Raw genomic sequence first — 15,867 nt, 5'->3', positions numbered from 1 at the left:
GGCAGGCCCCCTGCGCCCGCGGGCTACTTTCCGCACAGGCCGACCAGCTGCTGCTCCTCGGGAGTCAGGCTGGGGCCGGGTGTCTGGCTGTTCTGCGCCTCGGCGCCTCGGCGCTCTTCGTCCTTCTTGCAGGCTGAGACCTGGACGCCGAGGTCGTCCAGTTTCTTGCGGGCACCGTCGAGGCTGCCCTCGCTGATGGTGGCCTCGACCAGCTTGCGCTTGAAGGGCGGCAGGTACTTCAGTTCGATGTCGGGGCGGTCGGTCTCCACCTTGGAGAGCTCCAGCGGTCCGAGCTTCGGGCTGATGCCGCGGAAGAGCGCGACGTGCTCGCCCTTCACGCCGACGTAGAACTGGGTCTGGGTCCAGCGCCAGCCGGCGTAGAGGCCGCCGCCGATGACACCGGCGACGACGAGCAGGGTCAGTGTGCGGGTGGTCCACTTGCGCCCTTTGCTGCGGCGCCTGCGGGGGTGGTCGTACGTGTCGTCGTAGCCGGAGTCGCCGTCGTAGCCGTCGGCCTCGCCGAAGGAGCCGTAGCCGCCGCCCTGGCCTTGGTCGCCGTACCCGTAGCCGGGGGCGTCGCCGCTGCCGGGAGGGCCGAAGGAGCCCGCTGGCGGCGGGGCCTGGCGGCCGAGCCCGGCGGCGCGGCCGGCCGCGGACTGCATGGCGTTGCCGCCGTCGAAGAGCTGGTGCTGGTTCTCGGCGACCGCGCCGACGACCACCGGGGTGTCGCTGACCTGGGCGGCGAGGGTGTCGCCGCTGTCGGTGTCGAGGACGTCGGCGACGATGCAGGTGATGTTGTCCGGCCCGCCGCCGCGCAGCGCGAGCTGGATCAGGGACTGCACGGTCTCGCGGGGGCCGTGGTAGTCGGCGAGGGTCTCCTCCAGGGTCTGGTGGGAGACGACACCGGAGAGCCCGTCGGAGCAGATCAGGTAGCGGTCGCCGGCACGGACCTCGCGGATGGAGAGGTCGGGCTCGACGATGTCGCCGCTGCCCAGCGCGCGCATCAGCAGGGAGCGCTGCGGGTGGGTCGTCGCCTCCTCCTCCGTGATGCGGCCCTCGTCGACCAGGCGCTGCACCCAGGTGTGGTCCTGGGTGATCTGCGTGAGGACGCCGTCGCGGAGCAGGTAGGCGCGGGAGTCGCCGACGTGGACGAGGCCGAGGCGCTGGCCGGTCCACAGCAGCGCGGTGAGGGTGGTACCCATGCCCTCGAGCTGGGGGTCCTCCTCGACCATGACGCGCAGCTGGTCGTTGGCGCGCTGCACGGCGGTGGCGAGGGAGGTCAGGAGGTCGGAGCCCGGGACGTCGTCGTCGAGCTGCACGAGGGTGGAGATCACCTCGGAGCTCGCGACCTCGCCGGCGGCCTGGCCTCCCATGCCGTCGGCGATCGCCAGGAGACGCGGGCCGGCGTAGCCGGAGTCCTCGTTCCCCTCGCGGATCATGCCCTTGTGGGATCCGGCGGCGAACCGCAGGGACAGACTCATGCGCACCTGCCCTGTCGACGAAGCTTCCTCCGGGTACAACCGGTCTCGAGCCACACTGCCCACCCTCCGGTCGGGAGCGCGCTCGTGTCCGTGTCCTCGGTGGCACGGATCACCGCCGCGCGCTCGCTCCGCTCGCTCATTCTCGTACTACTTCCGCAGCTCGATGACGGTCTTGCCGATGCGGATCGGTGCGCCCGGCGGAATGGGCGTCGGGGTGGTCAGCCGGGTCCGGTCGAGATACGTGCCGTTGGTGGACCCGAGATCCTCGACGATCCACTGGCCGTCACGGTCGGGGTAGATCCTGGCATGGCGGCTGGACGCGTAGTCGTCGTCCAGCACGATCGTGGAGTCGTGGGCGCGGCCCAGGGTGATCGTCTGTCCGGCGAGGGCCACGGTGGTTCCCGTGAGGATGCCCTCGGAGACGACGAGCTTGGTCGGCGCACCGCGACGCTGGCGCTGCTGCGGAGGCGCGGCCTGGCGGCCGCCCTGCTGCGGGGCGCCGCCGGCGCCGCCGCGGCGGGAGCCGCGCTGGGTCACTCTCGTACCGAAGAGATCGCTGCGGATGACCTGAACGGCCACGATGACGAACAGCCACAGAACGGCCAGGAAACCCAACCGCATGACCGTCAGGGTCAGCTCTGACATTGCCCCCGCTTCACCCTTCGGCTTGCCGGTAAATGATGGTGGTGCTGCCCACGACGATCCGCGAGCCGTCGCGGAGCGTAGCGCGGGTGGTGTGCTGCCCGTCCACCACGATGCCGTTGGTGGACCCGAGATCCTGGATCGTCGAGGGCGTTCCGGTCCGGATCTCACAGTGCCGGCGCGATACGCCGGGGTCGTCGATCCGCACGTCGGCTTCGGTGCTTCGGCCGAGTACGAGCGTAGGGCGCGAGATCTGGTGGCGGATGCCGTTGATCTCGATCCAGTGCCGCCGCGGGCCGCCGGGTCCCGCCGGGGCCGCCGAGCCGGGACCGCCGGGAGCCGGCCGACGGGCGCCGGGTCCGCCCGGGGGCGGGCCGGCGGGCATGGGCGGTGCGGCGACCGGCGGGTAGCCGTAGCCGCTCGCCGGGGACGGCGGCGCCCCCTGCGGCTGGGAGGTGCTGGAGGCCAGGGTGCGGCTGCGGACCCGGTAGAGCCCGGTGTCGAGGTCCTCGGCCTTCTCCAGGTGGACCTTGATGGGGCCCATGAAGCTGTACCGCTGCTGCTTGGCGTAGTCGCGGACGAGGCCCGCGAGCTCGTCGCCGAGCTGCCCGGAGTAGGGGCTCAGGCGGTCGTAGTCGCCGGCGCTGAGCTCCACGATGAAGTCGTTGGGGACGACGGTCCGCTCGCGGTTCCAGATGGTGGCGTTGTTGTCGCACTCCCGCTGGAGGGCTCCGGCGATCTCCACCGGCTGGACCTCGGACTTGAACACCTTGGCGAAGGTGCCGTTCACCAGACCTTCGAGTCGCTGCTCGAACCGCTTCAGAACTCCCATGGGGCACCTCCTCCGTCGTTGTCGCCCTGTACTGCTTACTGATCGTATCCACGCGTGGCGGATTCGGGTGGTTCCCCATCGCACCTGTGAGGACGAGTGTTGGTCCTCACAAGGGATCGTAGGGGCGCTCCGGGAACAGTGTCCCGCACCGGGAGCGGAGTGCGGGAGGGGCAGTCCGCGCAGGGCCGGGGAGCTGCGGGGAAAGCGATGTGAATCCACCCCGTCCTCCGTGCTAATGTTTCGACGTCGCCAGGGGAACGGCCCGAAAGGGAAGGCCACTGGGACGCTGCTCGGGCGAGTGGCGGAACGGCAGACGCGCTGGCTTCAGGTGCCAGTGTCCTTCGGGACGTGGGGGTTCAAATCCCCCCTCGCCCACATCGACGAGACGGTCGTCACCGCGAAAGCGGTGGCGGCCGTTTCGCTTTGTCCCGCGACGACCGCGTGTGTGTGAGCCGTGGCATGTCGACGGGTGGTGTCCGGTGCCCGGTGTGTGGCGTCGGTCACGGCCCGGCCGACCGCAGGCGCGCACGGCTCCAACTGCTCCGGCCCGATCCGACTTTCGTCGTGGTGGGTGAGACGAAAGAGGGCGGCCGGGGCCGGGGGCGGGTGTCTAGGGTCGGGCCGTGGATGCGATGGCGAAGACACGTGCGGGCTGGGACTGGCTCAGGGGGCCCGAACCGTGGACGCGGCGGATGCTGGCCGGGGACCTCGCGCTCGCCGGTGTGCTGGCCATCCTCGGGCTGGGCGTGGAGGAACTCGACGGGGGGTCCGGGCGGCGGATGCTGCTGGGCGCCGTGGTCGTGGTGGCGCTGACCCTGCTGCGCAGGCGGCTCCCGGCGACGACGCTCGTGGCCGGTTCGGCGCTGAGCTCGGCCCTGCCGGGGCTGTTCTTCGTCCTGCCGCTGCTGGGCTGGTCGTCTGGGCGACGGATCGTCGGCGTGGGCCGGGCGCTGGGCTCGTTCACGCTGGCCTTCCTTGCCTCGCTCGCCTTCAGCGTCCTGGACCAGTGGTCGCTGACGCGACCTCTGCTGGTGGTCGTGTTCTCCACGCTGATGTTCCTGGCGGTCACCGTGATGCCGGGGCTGGCCAGCCGGTACTGGTCGCAACGCCGCACCCTGCTGGCCGCGCTGCACGAGCGCAACGGCCAGCTGCTGCGCGAGCGGGCCATGGTCGCCGGGCAGGCGCGGCTGCGTGAGCGGCAGCGCATAGCCCAGGACATGCACGACAGCCTCGGCCACCAGCTGGCGTTGATCTCCGTGCACACGGGTGCGCTGGAGGTGGATCCCGAGCTCACCGACCGTCAGCGGGAGGCCGTGGGCGTGCTGCGGCAGGCCTCGGTGTCCGCCATGCACGAACTGCGCGAGGTCGTCGGCATCCTGCGCGACGGCGTGGAGGCGCCCCCGCCGGTGGACGAGGCCCAGCCCGCGGCGCGCGGCGTGGCGGGGATCGCGGGGGTCGTGGAGGCGGCCCGGGGCGCCGGGACCGACGTGCGGATGACCACCTCGGGGCGGCCGAGGCCGCTGGTCGCGGCGTGCGACCACGCCGCGTACAGGATCGTGCAGGAGGCCCTGACGAACGCCTACAAGCACGCTCCGGGGGCGCCGATCACGGTCGAGCTGCGCTACGAGGACGACTCGCTGGTGGTGGAGATCGCCAACGGGCCGTCGGCCGGTCCGGTCGAGGGCGTGGTGTCGGGCGGTCAGGGCCTGACGGGGTTGCGCGAGCGGGCCCGGCTGGTCGGCGGCATGGTGCACGCCGGTCCCGCCGAGGGCGGCGGGTTCCGGGTGGCGGGCGTGCTGCCGTACGGCGCGGAGCCGGCCGGTGCCCAGGACGTGGCCGACGACTTCGGCCAGCAGGCGCAGGCGCAGAAGCTCACGCGGCCCCAGGCGCGGGGGCGGCGCGGCGAGCAGCAGCCGATGGACTGGGCGGCGGTCGACCGGGAGCTGGCCGTACGGGTGCCCAGCCGCAGCGGCGGCATCGCCGTGGGCTGCGGGATCGCCTTCGCGGCGGTGGTGGTGCTGGTGATCGGCATCACCGCCGCGGCGGTGATGCTCATGGACTCGGTGGGCGACGCGATGATCGGCCGGGACGAGTACGACGCCGTGCAGGTCGGCGAGGCCGAGAAGGCGGTCCGAGAACGGCTGCCGAGCGGCGAGAGCTTCCTGACCGCGGGAGCCGACCGCAAGGGGCCGCTCCGGCCGCAGGGCTCGGAGTGCCTGGTGCTGCTGGCCAACGACCAGACCGGCAACACACTGTCCACGGACCTGGTTTTCCGGTTCTGTTTCCGGGACGGCAAGCTCGTGGACAAGCAGGCGTACGAGGTCAAGCAGTAGGAGCACGGGGTGACAGCCGAAGTGATCAGAGTGGTGATCGCCGACGACGAGCCGCTGATCCGGGCCGGGATCAGGATGATCCTGACCTCGGCGCCGGACATCGAGGTCGTCGCGGAGGCGGCGAACGGCCGGGAGGCGGTGGACCTGGCCCGCGCCCACGCCCCCGCCGTGATGCTGCTCGACATCCAGATGCCGGTGTTGGACGGTCTGAGCGCGCTGGGAGAGCTGCGGCGGGCCGCGCCGGAGGTGCGGGCGCTGATCCTGACCACCTTCGGCGAGAAGGAGAACGTACTGCGGGCGCTGGGGCAGGGCGGGGCGGGGTTCCTGCTCAAGGACTCGGCGCCGGGCGAGCTGATCGGGGCGGTCAGGGCGGCCGCGGCCGGGGACGCCTACCTCTCGCCGGGGGCCACCCGGCACGTGGTGGACCAGCTGGCGTCCGGGAGGGCCGCAGCGCGCGGTGAGGAGGCCCGCCGCCGGGTCGCCGAGCTGAGCGAGCGGGAGCGGGGCGTCCTGGCGCTGCTCGGGGAAGGACTGTCCAACGCGGACGCGGGCCGGCGCCTGCACATGAGCGAGGCCACCGTGAAGACGTACGTGAGCCGGATCCTGGCGAAGCTGGGCTGCGAGAACCGGGTCCAGGCGGCACTGCTGGCCAGGGACGCCGGGCTGTAGATACGGTCAGCCCGTTCTCGAAGCGATCAAATGAACGGGTGGGGGGCGGCGCCGATGGCGGCGACAGCGGGACAGCGGATTCCGGACGTGGCGGGGTTCGCGCCGCGCGTGGCGGCGGACTCGCCGAAGGAGGCGGGCAAGGCGCTGCGCGCCCGCCTGCCGAGGGCGGCGCACGCCGGCTTCGAGATCCCGGCCGGGCGGCCGGACGCGGTGCGGGCGGTGGAGGAGTCCAACGCCGGGCGGGTGGCGGAGCTGACGCCGATACGGGTCGGCCGGATGGCCGCCAACCCCTTCGCGTTCCTGCGCGGGGCGGCCGGGCTGATGGCACACGACCTGTCCGGCGGTCCGGTGACGGGCGTCGGCGCGCAGATCTGCGGCGACGCGCACGCGGCGAACTTCGGCCTGTACGGGGACGCGCGGGGCCGGCTCGTCATCGACCTGAACGACTTCGACGAGACCGTCTTCGGTCCGTGGGAGTGGGACGTGAAGCGGCTGGCCGCCTCACTGGTGCTGGCCGGCCGGGTGGTCGGCGCGGACGAGGACACCTGCCGGGCGGCCGCGTTCGACGCCGTGGGCGCCTACCGGCGGACCATGCGGTTGCTGGCCAGGCTTCCCGCGCTCGACGCGTGGAACGCCATCGCCGACGAGGAACTGGTCTCGCACGCCGACGCCCACGATCTGCTGGGCACCCTGGAGCGGGTCTCGGAGAAGGCCCGCAACAACACCTCGGCCCGGTTCGCCACCAAGTCGACCGAGATCGGGCCGGACGGCGGCCGCCGCTTCGTCGACGCGCTGCCCGTGCTGCGCCGCGTCACGGACGCGGAGGCGGCGGCCGTGGCGGCCTCGCTCGGCCCCTACCTGCAGACCCTGCAGGGCGACCGGCTGCCGCTGCTGGCCCGGTACGCGATCCACGACGTGGCCTTCCGCGTGGTGGGCACCGGGAGCGTCGGCACCCGCTCGTACGTGGTCCTGCTGCTCGACCACCGGGGCGAGCCGCTGGTCCTCCAGGTGAAGGAGGCACGGCCCTCGGTGCTGCTCCCGCACCTGCCCGGGCTGGGCTTCACCTCGGCGCCGGAGGAGCACGAGGGCCGCCGGGTGGTGGCCGGGCAGAAGCGGATGCAGGTGGTCTCCGACATCATGCTGGGCTGGACCACGGTGGAGGGGCGCCCGTACCAGGTCCGCCAGTTCCGCAACCGCAAGGGCAGCGTGGACCCGGCGGCGCTGGCCCCCGACCAGATCGACGACTACGGGCGGATGACCGGGGCCCTGCTGGCCCGGGCGCATGCGCACAGCGTCGACCCCCGGCTGCTCGCCGGCTACTGCGGCAAGAACGAGGAGCTGGAGGAGGCGATGGCGGTCTTCGCCGTGGCCTACGCCGACCGGACCGAGGCCGACCACGCCGACCTCGTGGCGGCGGTGCGGGCCGGCCGGATCGCCGCGGAGACCGGGGTGTAGGTCGCGCGGTCCTGCGGGCCGCTGCGCGGCGGGCGATGTTTCACGTGAAACCACGTGAAACATCGCCCGCGCGGGCGGGCCGTACCCTGGCCGGGTGAGTGAGCAGACCGAGCACCCTGAGCAGACAGTCCCCGGTGGGTCCGGCGACTCCTCCGTCACCGGTGAGGAGCGCCCCGAGGCGCGCCTGGAGCGGGCCGTACGGGCCGCCGAGCAGGCGCTGATCGAGTTCGAGATCGCGGTGGAGACCTTCCGTGTGGAGGTGGAGAACTTCTCCCGCCTGCACCACCAGAAGCTCGGCCCCATGTACACGCGGCTCGACGAGCTGGACGCGCTGATCGCCGAGGCGAAGGCGGCGCGCACCGGTGATGCCGAGGACCTGCGGCGGGCCCGGGACGCGCGCTCGCTGGTCATGCCGATGCCCGGGGTGGACGAGCTGTTCCACGACTGGCTGGGCTCGGACGGCATCTCCGACGACGCCGCCGCGATGCTCACCGACCGGCCCGTGCGGCCGCCGGAGCGGGTCAGGCCCTCGGAGGAGGTACGCCGCCTCTACCGCGAGCTGGTCCGCCAGGCCCACCCCGACCTGGCCCAGGAGGAGGGCGAGCGGGAGCGCCGCGACGCTTTCATCGCCCGGGTCAACGCCGCCTACGGGCGCGGGGACGAGGGGCTGCTGCGCGAGCTGGCCGAGGAGTGGGCGGCCGGGCCGGCGCCGGAGGCCTCCGCACCCGGCGAGAGCGATGAGCTGTATGCCCGGCTGGAGTGGCTGGCGCGCCGCAAGGAGCTGCTGGCGCTCGTGGCGAAGGAGCTGGAGGAGAGCGCGATCGGGTCGATGCTGCGGATGGCTCCCGACGACCCGGACCGCCTGCTGGAGGAGATCGCGGAGCAGCTGCTGGCGCAGGTCTCCGAGCGCGAGGCGCAGCTGGCGGCTGAGCTCGCCGCCGAGTGAGGGCGGGGCTTTTGCACGGACGTGGCCGGGGCCGCGGGTCGGATAGGTTGGCAGCAGACCTGTGAAGAGAGAAGGCGACAGTTATGAACTTCGGACCGCTTCCCTCGGTGGACGCCGCCGCGGTGCCCTCCGAAGGCTTCGTCCTCGACGTCCGTGAGGACGACGAATGGGCGGCCGGGCACGTCGAGGGCGCCCTGCACATCCCGATGAGCGATTTCGTGGCCCGCTTCGGCGAGCTGACGGAAGCCGTCGAGGACGGCCGCCGCGTCTACGTGATGTGCCGGGTCGGCGGGCGTTCCGCGCAGGTCACCCAGTACCTGGTGCGCCAGGACATCGACGCCGTGAACGTCGACGGCGGGATGCAGGCCTGGGACGGTGCCGGGCGGGCGATGGTGACGGACAGCGGAAACCCGGCCTTCGTCCTCTGAGTCGCTGCTGCCGGTCCTGGTCCGAGCCCTGTGGGCTCAGCCGAGGGGGTGGGCGGCCAGCAGGTCGCCCAAGGCCTCCTCGTGCGCGGCCGCCGGGCCCAGCTGGAGCTCCAACTGCTTGGCCCAGGCGTGGTACCGGTGCAGCGGGTAGTCCGTGTCGGCGCCGAAGCCGCCGTGCAGGTGCTGGGCGGTCTGAACGACCCTGCGTACGCCCTCCGAGGCCCAGATCTTGGCGACCGCCACGTCACCGGCGCTCGGCAGCGGACCACCGGCGCCGCCCGTGGCGGCGTCGAGCCGCCAGGCGGCCTGCCACAGCGTGACCTCCATGGCGCGCAGGTCGATGTAGCGGTCGGCGGCCTGGACGGCGACCGCCTGGAAGGTGGCCACCGGGAAGCCGAACTGCTCGCGCTTGCTGGTGTACCGGCTCGTCATGCCGAGGGCGCCCTCGCCCAGCCCGAGTGCCAGGGCGCAGGTGCCGGCGGTGAGGATCTGGTGGAGCCGCTCCCAGGCTCCCGGGGTGTCGATCAGGTGGGTCCGCTCCACCCGTACGCCGTCCAGGGCGAGTTCGGCGAAGCGCTCCCCGCTGGTGGAGACCTGCTCGGCGAGGGCGAGGCCCCCGGCGGAGCGCGGGACCAGCGCGAGGACGGCGTCGCCCTCGCCGGTGTGGGCGGGTACCGCGATCCAGTCGGCGGTGTGCGCCCAGGGGACGGCGGTCTGGGTGCCTTCCAGGATCCACGCCTCGCCGTCGAGCCGTGCGGTGACGGCGAGTTCGGCCGGGTCGTGGCCGGACCGGCCGTGCGCGGCGGCGGTCAGCACGAGCGTGCCGCGCCCGGCGCCGGGAAGCAGGGCGGAGGCCAGCTCGGGACTGCCGTGCGCCTGTACGGCCATGGCGGTCGCGCAGTGCTCCAGCAGCGGGACCCGGGCCAGCACCCGGGCGGCCTCGCGCAGTACGAGGCACAGGGCGATGGTGTCCAGGCCCGCACCGCCGTGCTCCTCGGCGAGGACGAGGCCGAGCAGGTCGGACGCGGCGAGCTTGCCCCACAGCGGGCGGTCGAAGTCGTCGGCGACGGCGCCCGCGGTGAGGGCGGGGCTGGGCACGCCGTCGGGTGCGACATCCGCGAACACGGCCTTGGCCGCCTCGACGGCGGCCCGCTGCTCCTCGGTGAAGGTGAAGTCCACTGCCCGTCCTCCCGTTCTGACCTGACGGTGCGTCAAGATAGAACAGGTTCCTGAAAATGGACAGGGGAGGACAGCGGGGACAGGACAACTAGAACAACTAGCGGTCGAAGTCGATCTCCACTTCCTCGGTGACGGGGTGCGACTGGCAGGCCAGGACGAAGCCGGCGTCCGTCTCCTCGGCCTCCAGGGCGAAGTTCCGGTCCATCCGGACCTCGCCGGACACCACGAACGCCCGGCAGGTGCCGCAGACACCGCCCTTGCAGGCGTAGGGGGCGTCCGCGCGGTTGCGGAGCACCGCGTCCAGCAGGGACTCCCCCTCCTGGACGGGCCAGGTGCCGGAGCGGCCGTCGAGCCGTGCGGTGACCCGGCCGACCGCGGCGGCGGCGGACGCCGCCGCGCGCACCGGCGCGGGGGTGGTGTCCTCGACGTGGAAGATCTCCTCGTGCACCCGGGTGCGGGCGACGCCGAGGGCGTGCAGGGCCCGCTCCGCGCCCTGCACCAGGCCGTAGGGCCCGCACAGGAACCAGCCGGTGACCTCGGCCACCGGCAGCAGCGCGGGCAGCAGGGACGTCAGCCGCTCCTCGTCCAGTCGCCCGGAGGGCAGCCCGGACTCCTGCTCCTCCCGGGAGAGGACCGTGACCAGCTGGAACCGCGACGGATAGCGGTCCTTGAGGTCGGCGACCTCCTCCAGGAACATCGTCGAGGCAGCCGTGCGGTCGCTGCGCACCAGACAGAAACGGGCGTCGGCCCGCGCGGCCAGCAGGCTCGCGGCGATCGACAGCACGGGCGTGATCCCGCTGCCGCCGACGATCGCGGCATAGTGCCCGGAGGCGGGCGCCGCGGCCGGATCCAGCACGAAGCGCCCGGCCGGGACCATGACGTCCAGCACGTCGCCGGCCGCGATCTCCTTGTGGGCGAAGGTGGAGAACTCCCCGCCCTCCACCAGCCGCACCCCGACGCGCAGGTGGGCGGGGCCCGGGCCGTCGGCCGTCGGGGCGGGCGAGCAGATCGAGTAGGTGCGGCGGACCTCGACACCGCCCTCGGGGGCGGTGCGGCGCAGCGTCAGGTGCTGGCCGGGGGCGTGCCGGTAGTCCTCGCGCAGGTCCTCGGGGACCCGGAGGGTCAGCGCCACCGAGTCGTCGGTGAGCCGGTCGACTTCCGCCACCGTCAGCGGGTGGAACGCGCCGTGGCGGGGGGCGGCCATCTACAGCTCCTTGAAGTGGTCGAACGGTTCGCGGCAGGAGGTGCAGCGGCGCAGCGCCTTGCACGCGGTGGAGGAGAAACGGCTGAGCAGCTCGGTGTCGGTCGATCCGCAGTTCGGGCAGCGGACGGACAGGGTCACCGGGACCGGCCCGTCGGCCGCGTGCGGCCGGGGCGGGGCGATGCCGAACTCGGCGAGCTTGCGGCGGCCCTCGGCGCTGATGTCGTCCGTGGACCAGGCCGGAGCCAGCACCGTGGTCACCCGGACGTCGGCGATGCCGTGGCCGGTCAGGACCCGCTCGATGTCGGCCGACATGGCCTCGATGGCCGGGCAGCCGGTGTAGGTGGGGGTCAGGGTGACCTCGGCGTGGCCGTCGTCGTGCATCCGCACGCCGCGCACCACACCCAGCTCGCCGAGGGTCAGCACCGGCAGTTCGGGGTCCGGGACTGATCCGGCCAGCTCGGCCAGCTCGGCCTCCAGTCGGGTCGTCGTGACGTCGGCGCCGGTCACCATGACGCCCCCGGGTGGCTGCGGTGGAGATGCTGCATCTCGGCCAGCATCCGGCCGAAGGGCTCGGTGTGCAGGCCCTGGCGGCCGGCCCCGGCCGCCCAGGCGCCGGTGCGCGGTCCTTCGGGCAGGGTGAGCCCGGCCCGCTCCACGACATCGGTCAGCGCGGCCAGCCAGCGCCCTTCGAGGGCGGCCCAGTCCACGCCGTCGAGGCCCTCCACCGGCTGGAAGAGCTCCCCGGTGAACTTCCACAGCGCCTTCAGCGCCGCCTGCATGCGGGTCCGGCTCTCCTCGGTGCCGTCGCCGAGCCGCAGGGTCCACTGTTCCGCGTGGTCGCGGTGGTACGCCGTCTCCTTGACGGCCTTGGCCGCGAGCGGGGCGAACGGGCCGTCCCCGCGGGCGAGTTCCGCGTAGAGCTCGTGCTGGTGGACGGAGAAGTAGAGCTGGCGGGCGATGGTGTGGGCGAAGTCGCCGTTCGGCTGCTCGACCAGCTGCAGGTTGCGGAAGGACCGCTCCTCGCGCAGGAACGCCAGCTCGTCCTCGTCGCCGACCATGGACAGCAGGATGCGGGCCTGGCCGAGCAGGTCGAGGGCGATGTTGGCGAGGGCGACCTCCTCCTCCAGGACGGGGGCGTGCCCCGCCCACTCGCCGAGGCGGTGGGAGAGGATCAGCGCGTCGTCGCCGAGGGCGAGGGCCGCCGCGGTGGTGGTGTCGGCGTGGGTGTCGATGCCGGTCACAGGTGGCTCACTCCCTCCGGGATGTCGTAGAAGGTGGGGTGCCGGTACGGCTTGTCGGCGGACGGGGCGAAGAAGGGGTCCCGCTCGTCCGGCGAGGAGGCGGTGATCTCGGTGGAGGGGACCACCCAGATCGAGATTCCCTCGTTGCGCCGGGTGTAGAGGTCGCGGGCGTTGCGCAGGGCCATCTCCGCGTCGGGGGCGTGCAGGCTTCCCGCGTGCGTGTGCGAGAGGCCGCGGCGCGAGCGCACGAACACCTCCCACAGGGGCCAGTTCTGCGTCATACCCGTGCCTCCTCGTTCTGTCCGGCGGGCTTCGCCGGCTGCTGTGCCGCCTGCTTCTGCGCGTACGCGGCGGCCGCGTCGCGCACCCAGGCGCCTTCCTCGTGGGCCTTGCGGCGCTGGCCGATCCGCTGCTCGTTGCAGGGGCCGTTGCCCTTGAGCACGTCCCAGAACTCGGCCCAGTCGATGGCGCCGAAGTCGTGGTGGCCGCGCTCCTCGTTCCACTTCAGGTCCGGGTCGGGCAGGGTCAGGCCGAGGGCTTCGGCCTGGGGGACGGCGATGTCCACGAACCGCTGACGCAGCTCGTCGTTCGAGTGGCGCTTGATGCGCCAGGCCATCGACTGCGCCGAGTGCGCCGACTCGTCGTCCGGCGGGCCGAACATCATCAGCGAGGGCCACCACCAGCGGTTCACGGCGTCCTGCGCCATGGCGTGCTGCTCCTCGGTGCCCTTGGACAGGGCCATGAGGAGCTCGAAGCCCTGGCGCTGGTGGAAGGACTCCTCCTTGCAGATCCGGACCATGGCGCGGGCGTAGGGCCCGTAGGAGCAGCGGCAGATCGGCACCTGGTTGGTGATCGCCGCGCCGTCCACGAGCCAGCCGATGGCACCGACGTCCGCCCAGGTCAAGGTGGGGTAGTTGAAGATCGAGGAGTACTTCTGCTTCCCCGAGTGGAGCTTGTCGAGAAGCTCGTCGCGGCTGGTGCCGAGGGTCTCGGCCGCGCTGTAGAGGTACAGGCCGTGGCCCGCCTCGTCCTGGACCTTGGCCATCAGGATGGCCTTGCGGCGCAGCGAGGGCGCGCGGGTGATCCAGTTGGCCTCGGGCTGCATGCCGATGATCTCGGAGTGGGCGTGCTGCGCCATCTGCCGGACCAGGGAGGCGCGGTACTGCTCGGGCATCCAGTCGCGCGGCTCCACGCGCTCGTCCGCCGCCACGGCGGCGTCGAACGCCGCCGCGAGCTGTGCGCCCAGGCCAGCCGTCATGCCCGTCCCGTCCGTCTCGTCTGTCCCCAGGGCCGCGTCCGGGCCCGTTTCCGGGGTCACTGCCACCATTCCGGCCCCTTGTCAGTGTTTGCCGGTCGTCCGTCCACCCGACCGACCGATCGTTCGGTTCATTCGCTTCAATGGTGAGACGGCGGCCCGTAGGGTGTCAACCTCTGTGGTCAACCCTGTGGACGCCGGACGATCGGGGCGGGATGGATTCGAACGAGCTCACGCTCGCCGAAGGGGCCGCTCCGCCACCCCCGAGAGCGCCCGGAATCGCCGGTCTGTCCACCCCGTACCGGATCGTGACCGCCCTGGCCCTGGGCGCCGTGGGCCTGGCCGTGTGCGCGCACCTCGCCCTGGTCTTCCTGCACGTGGCCCCGTCCAACACGCTGAGCAAGCAGCACGCGGGGACGATCGACGCCTGGGTCTACCCCGAGTTCGAACAGAACTGGAAGCTGTTCGCGCCCAACCCGCTCCAGCAGAACATCGCCGTGGAGGCGCGCGCCGAGGTGCGGACCGCCGGCGGCGAGCTGATCACCACCGGCTGGCGGGACCTGAGCGCCGAGGACGCGGCGGCGATCCGGCACAGCCTGCTGCCGAGCCACACGGAGCAGAACGAGCTGCGCCGGGCCTGGGACTTCTACACCGGCTCGCACGACGAGGACGACAAGCCCGTCGGCGAGCGCGGCGAGCTGTCCGAGGAGTACCTGCGGCGGATCGCGATGAACCGGCTCACCCCGGACCACGAGGGCGGGCGCATTCTGCGGATCCAGCTGCGCTCGGCGACGACGGCCGTGCCCGCGCCCAAGTGGAGCACCGAGACCACCGACACCCAGACCTACTACCGGGAGCTGCCGTGGTGGAAGGTGTGAGACGGGCCCGCGCCGCACTGGCCCGGGCCGTCGCCAAGGTCAGCGGGCAGGCGCTCGGCCCGTACCAGAGCGCCGTCGTGCGCATCGGCTTCGCGGGCACCTGGCTCTTCTTCCTGCTGCGGGAGTTCCCCCACCGCGCCGAGCTGTACGGCCCGGACGGGCCGTGGAGCCAGGACCTGGCGCAGCGGCTGCTCGACTCCAACGGCGCCTTCACGGTCCTGACGTGGTCCGGCTCGACCCTGTGGTTCGAGACCGTCTACGCGGTGGCCGTGCTGGCGAGCGTCGGCCTGCTGCTGGGCTGGCGGACGCGGGCGACGTCCGTGGTGTTCATGGTGGGCGTGCTCTCCCTGCAGAACCGCAGCGTGTTCATGGGCGACGGCGGGGACAACGTCATCCACCTCGTGGCGATCTACCTGGTGCTGACCCGGTGCGCGCAGGTGTGGTCGCTGGACGCGCGCAGGGCCCGTACGCGTGGCTGCGCGACGGCGGGGCCGGCCGGACCGGTGCTGTGGTGGGTGCTGGGGGCGGTCTTCGCCTACGGGGCGGCCACCGGGCGGTTCAGCCACGGCTGGCTCGCGGGGTTCGCCGCGGTGTGGGTGTGCTGCGGACTGTGGTGGCTGGCCGACCGCTACGAGCCGGAGGGCGAGGGGCGGGCGGTCCTGGACGTCCTGGCGAACCTGCTGCACAACGCGGGCCTGCTGGTGATCATGGCGGAGGTCTGCCTGATCTACGCGACGGCCGGCTGGTACAAGATCCAGGGCTCGCGGTGGCAGGACGGGACGGCGCTGTACTACCCCCTGGCACTGGACTACTTCAGCCCGTGGCCGGCGCTGTCGGCGCTGCTGGCGGGCAGCGGGACCTTGGTGATGCTGCTGTCGTACGGGACGGTGGCGGTGCAGGTGGCCTTCCCCTTCACGCTCTTCAACCGGCGGATCAAGAACGTCCTGCTGGTCCTGATGATGCTGGAGCACGCGGGGATCGCGGTGCTGCTGGGGCTGCCGTTCTTCTCGCTGGCGATGATCGCCGCCGATGCGGTGTTCCTGCCGACCGGGTTTCTGGTGTGGCTGGGGGCCAGGGCGGCCGTGCTGCGGGCGCGGCGGGGCCGTGCAGGGCTTTCCCCCGCCCTGCCCCTTCCCGAAACCGGGCTCCGCCCGGACCCGGAAACCGGGCTCCGCCCTGGCCCCGACCCGGGCCCGGCCCTCGCACCCCGGACGGGCTGAAGAGCCGGGGGCTCCGCCCCGGACCCCCGCGCCTCGAACGCCGGCGGGGCTGGACGGCGGGCCCCTGCGCCGCGGGCTCCGACGGGTTGCGGCGTAGGGTCGGG

16 protein-coding genes and 1 tRNA gene are annotated in these 15,867 nt (G+C 72.7%); 8 read left to right on the top strand and 9 right to left on the bottom strand.

The window, feature by feature from the left end; all coding sequences use genetic code 11:
* Window positions 1-23 precede the first annotated feature (23 nt).
* The 3 genes from ACFWFZ_RS25585 to ACFWFZ_RS25575 form a co-directional block, all read right to left on the bottom strand.
* On the bottom strand, window positions 24-1,535 hold the full coding sequence (locus ACFWFZ_RS25585; RefSeq protein ID WP_387125300.1) for a PP2C family protein-serine/threonine phosphatase: 1,512 nt from the start codon (window positions 1,533-1,535) through the stop codon (window positions 24-26).
* Between the two features lie 93 nt (window positions 1,536-1,628).
* Entirely contained in the window at window positions 1,629-2,126 is a 498-nt protein-coding gene (locus ACFWFZ_RS25580) for an FHA domain-containing protein (protein ID WP_045320616.1), read from the bottom strand.
* A gap of 10 nt (window positions 2,127-2,136) precedes the next feature.
* A complete protein-coding gene (locus ACFWFZ_RS25575; RefSeq protein WP_387125299.1) occupies window positions 2,137-2,955 on the bottom strand; it encodes an FhaA domain-containing protein in 819 nt (272 codons plus the stop codon).
* A 292-nt stretch (window positions 2,956-3,247) separates the two neighbouring features.
* Here ACFWFZ_RS25575 and ACFWFZ_RS25570 point away from each other — a divergent pair.
* The 6 genes from ACFWFZ_RS25570 (at window position 3,248) to ACFWFZ_RS25545 (ending at window position 8,786) form a co-directional block, all read left to right on the top strand.
* Window positions 3,248-3,330: transfer RNA gene (locus ACFWFZ_RS25570), tRNA-Leu, on the top strand.
* Between the two features lie 257 nt (window positions 3,331-3,587).
* Window positions 3,588-5,288, top strand: a complete 1,701-nt coding sequence (locus tag ACFWFZ_RS25565; RefSeq protein WP_387125298.1) for a sensor histidine kinase — start codon at window positions 3,588-3,590, stop codon at window positions 5,286-5,288.
* A 9-nt stretch (window positions 5,289-5,297) separates the two neighbouring features.
* Window positions 5,298-5,957: a response regulator gene (locus tag ACFWFZ_RS25560; protein WP_387125297.1), complete on the top strand. Its 660-nt coding sequence runs from the start codon at window positions 5,298-5,300 to the stop codon at window positions 5,955-5,957.
* Between the two features lie 30 nt (window positions 5,958-5,987).
* Window positions 5,988-7,412, top strand: coding sequence for a DUF2252 domain-containing protein (locus tag ACFWFZ_RS25555; protein ID WP_387125296.1), 1,425 nt, complete (start codon window positions 5,988-5,990; stop codon window positions 7,410-7,412).
* Window positions 7,413-7,596: 184 nt separating this feature from the next.
* Entirely contained in the window at window positions 7,597-8,358 is a 762-nt protein-coding gene (locus ACFWFZ_RS25550; protein WP_387125321.1) for a hypothetical protein, read from the top strand.
* An 83-nt stretch (window positions 8,359-8,441) separates the two neighbouring features.
* Window positions 8,442-8,786, top strand: coding sequence for a rhodanese-like domain-containing protein (locus ACFWFZ_RS25545; protein ID WP_387125295.1), 345 nt, complete (start codon window positions 8,442-8,444; stop codon window positions 8,784-8,786).
* A gap of 36 nt (window positions 8,787-8,822) precedes the next feature.
* Here the strand turns inward: ACFWFZ_RS25545 and ACFWFZ_RS25540 are convergent, their stop codons facing one another.
* The 6 genes from ACFWFZ_RS25540 to paaA all read right to left on the bottom strand — a co-directional run bounded on the left by ACFWFZ_RS25540 (window position 8,823) and on the right by paaA (window position 13,737).
* Window positions 8,823-9,965: an acyl-CoA dehydrogenase family protein gene (locus ACFWFZ_RS25540; RefSeq protein WP_387125294.1), complete on the bottom strand. Its 1,143-nt coding sequence runs from the start codon at window positions 9,963-9,965 to the stop codon at window positions 8,823-8,825.
* Between the two features lie 97 nt (window positions 9,966-10,062).
* A complete protein-coding gene (locus ACFWFZ_RS25535; RefSeq protein WP_387125293.1) occupies window positions 10,063-11,169 on the bottom strand; it encodes a 2Fe-2S iron-sulfur cluster-binding protein in 1,107 nt (368 codons plus the stop codon).
* Window positions 11,170-11,679, bottom strand: a complete 510-nt coding sequence (gene paaD, locus ACFWFZ_RS25530; protein WP_387125292.1) for a 1,2-phenylacetyl-CoA epoxidase subunit PaaD — start codon at window positions 11,677-11,679, stop codon at window positions 11,170-11,172.
* Window positions 11,673-12,410 carry a 1,2-phenylacetyl-CoA epoxidase subunit PaaC gene (paaC, locus tag ACFWFZ_RS25525; RefSeq protein WP_387125291.1) on the bottom strand — a complete coding sequence of 246 codons (738 nt, stop codon included), beginning with the start codon at window positions 12,408-12,410 and terminating at the stop codon, window positions 11,673-11,675. Before paaC ends, paaD begins: the two co-directional genes overlap by 7 nt.
* On the bottom strand, window positions 12,407-12,691 hold the full coding sequence (gene paaB / locus ACFWFZ_RS25520) for a 1,2-phenylacetyl-CoA epoxidase subunit PaaB (RefSeq protein ID WP_030817166.1): 285 nt from the start codon (window positions 12,689-12,691) through the stop codon (window positions 12,407-12,409). Before paaB ends, paaC begins: the two co-directional genes overlap by 4 nt.
* Window positions 12,688-13,737, bottom strand: a complete 1,050-nt coding sequence (paaA, locus tag ACFWFZ_RS25515) for a 1,2-phenylacetyl-CoA epoxidase subunit PaaA (protein WP_387125290.1) — start codon at window positions 13,735-13,737, stop codon at window positions 12,688-12,690. Before paaA ends, paaB begins: the two co-directional genes overlap by 4 nt.
* Before the next feature lie 143 nt (window positions 13,738-13,880).
* Here paaA and ACFWFZ_RS25510 point away from each other — a divergent pair, with 143 nt between their 5' ends.
* Together ACFWFZ_RS25510 and ACFWFZ_RS25505 are read left to right on the top strand one after the other, a co-directional pair.
* Window positions 13,881-14,543: a DUF5819 family protein gene (locus ACFWFZ_RS25510; RefSeq protein WP_387125289.1), complete on the top strand. Its 663-nt coding sequence runs from the start codon at window positions 13,881-13,883 to the stop codon at window positions 14,541-14,543.
* Complete coding sequence (locus ACFWFZ_RS25505) at window positions 14,540-15,763, top strand: HTTM domain-containing protein (RefSeq protein ID WP_387125320.1); 1,224 nt, start codon at window positions 14,540-14,542, stop codon at window positions 15,761-15,763. The genes ACFWFZ_RS25510 and ACFWFZ_RS25505 overlap by 4 nt, the downstream gene beginning before the upstream one ends.
* The last annotated feature ends 104 nt before the right edge of the window (window positions 15,764-15,867 follow it).

The organism is Streptomyces sp. NPDC060232, assembly GCF_042726555.1.
Taxonomy (GTDB): domain Bacteria; phylum Actinomycetota; class Actinomycetes; order Streptomycetales; family Streptomycetaceae; genus Streptomyces.
Note: the sequence above shows the minus strand (reverse complement) of the source record. Positions and strands in the feature narration are given on the sequence as shown.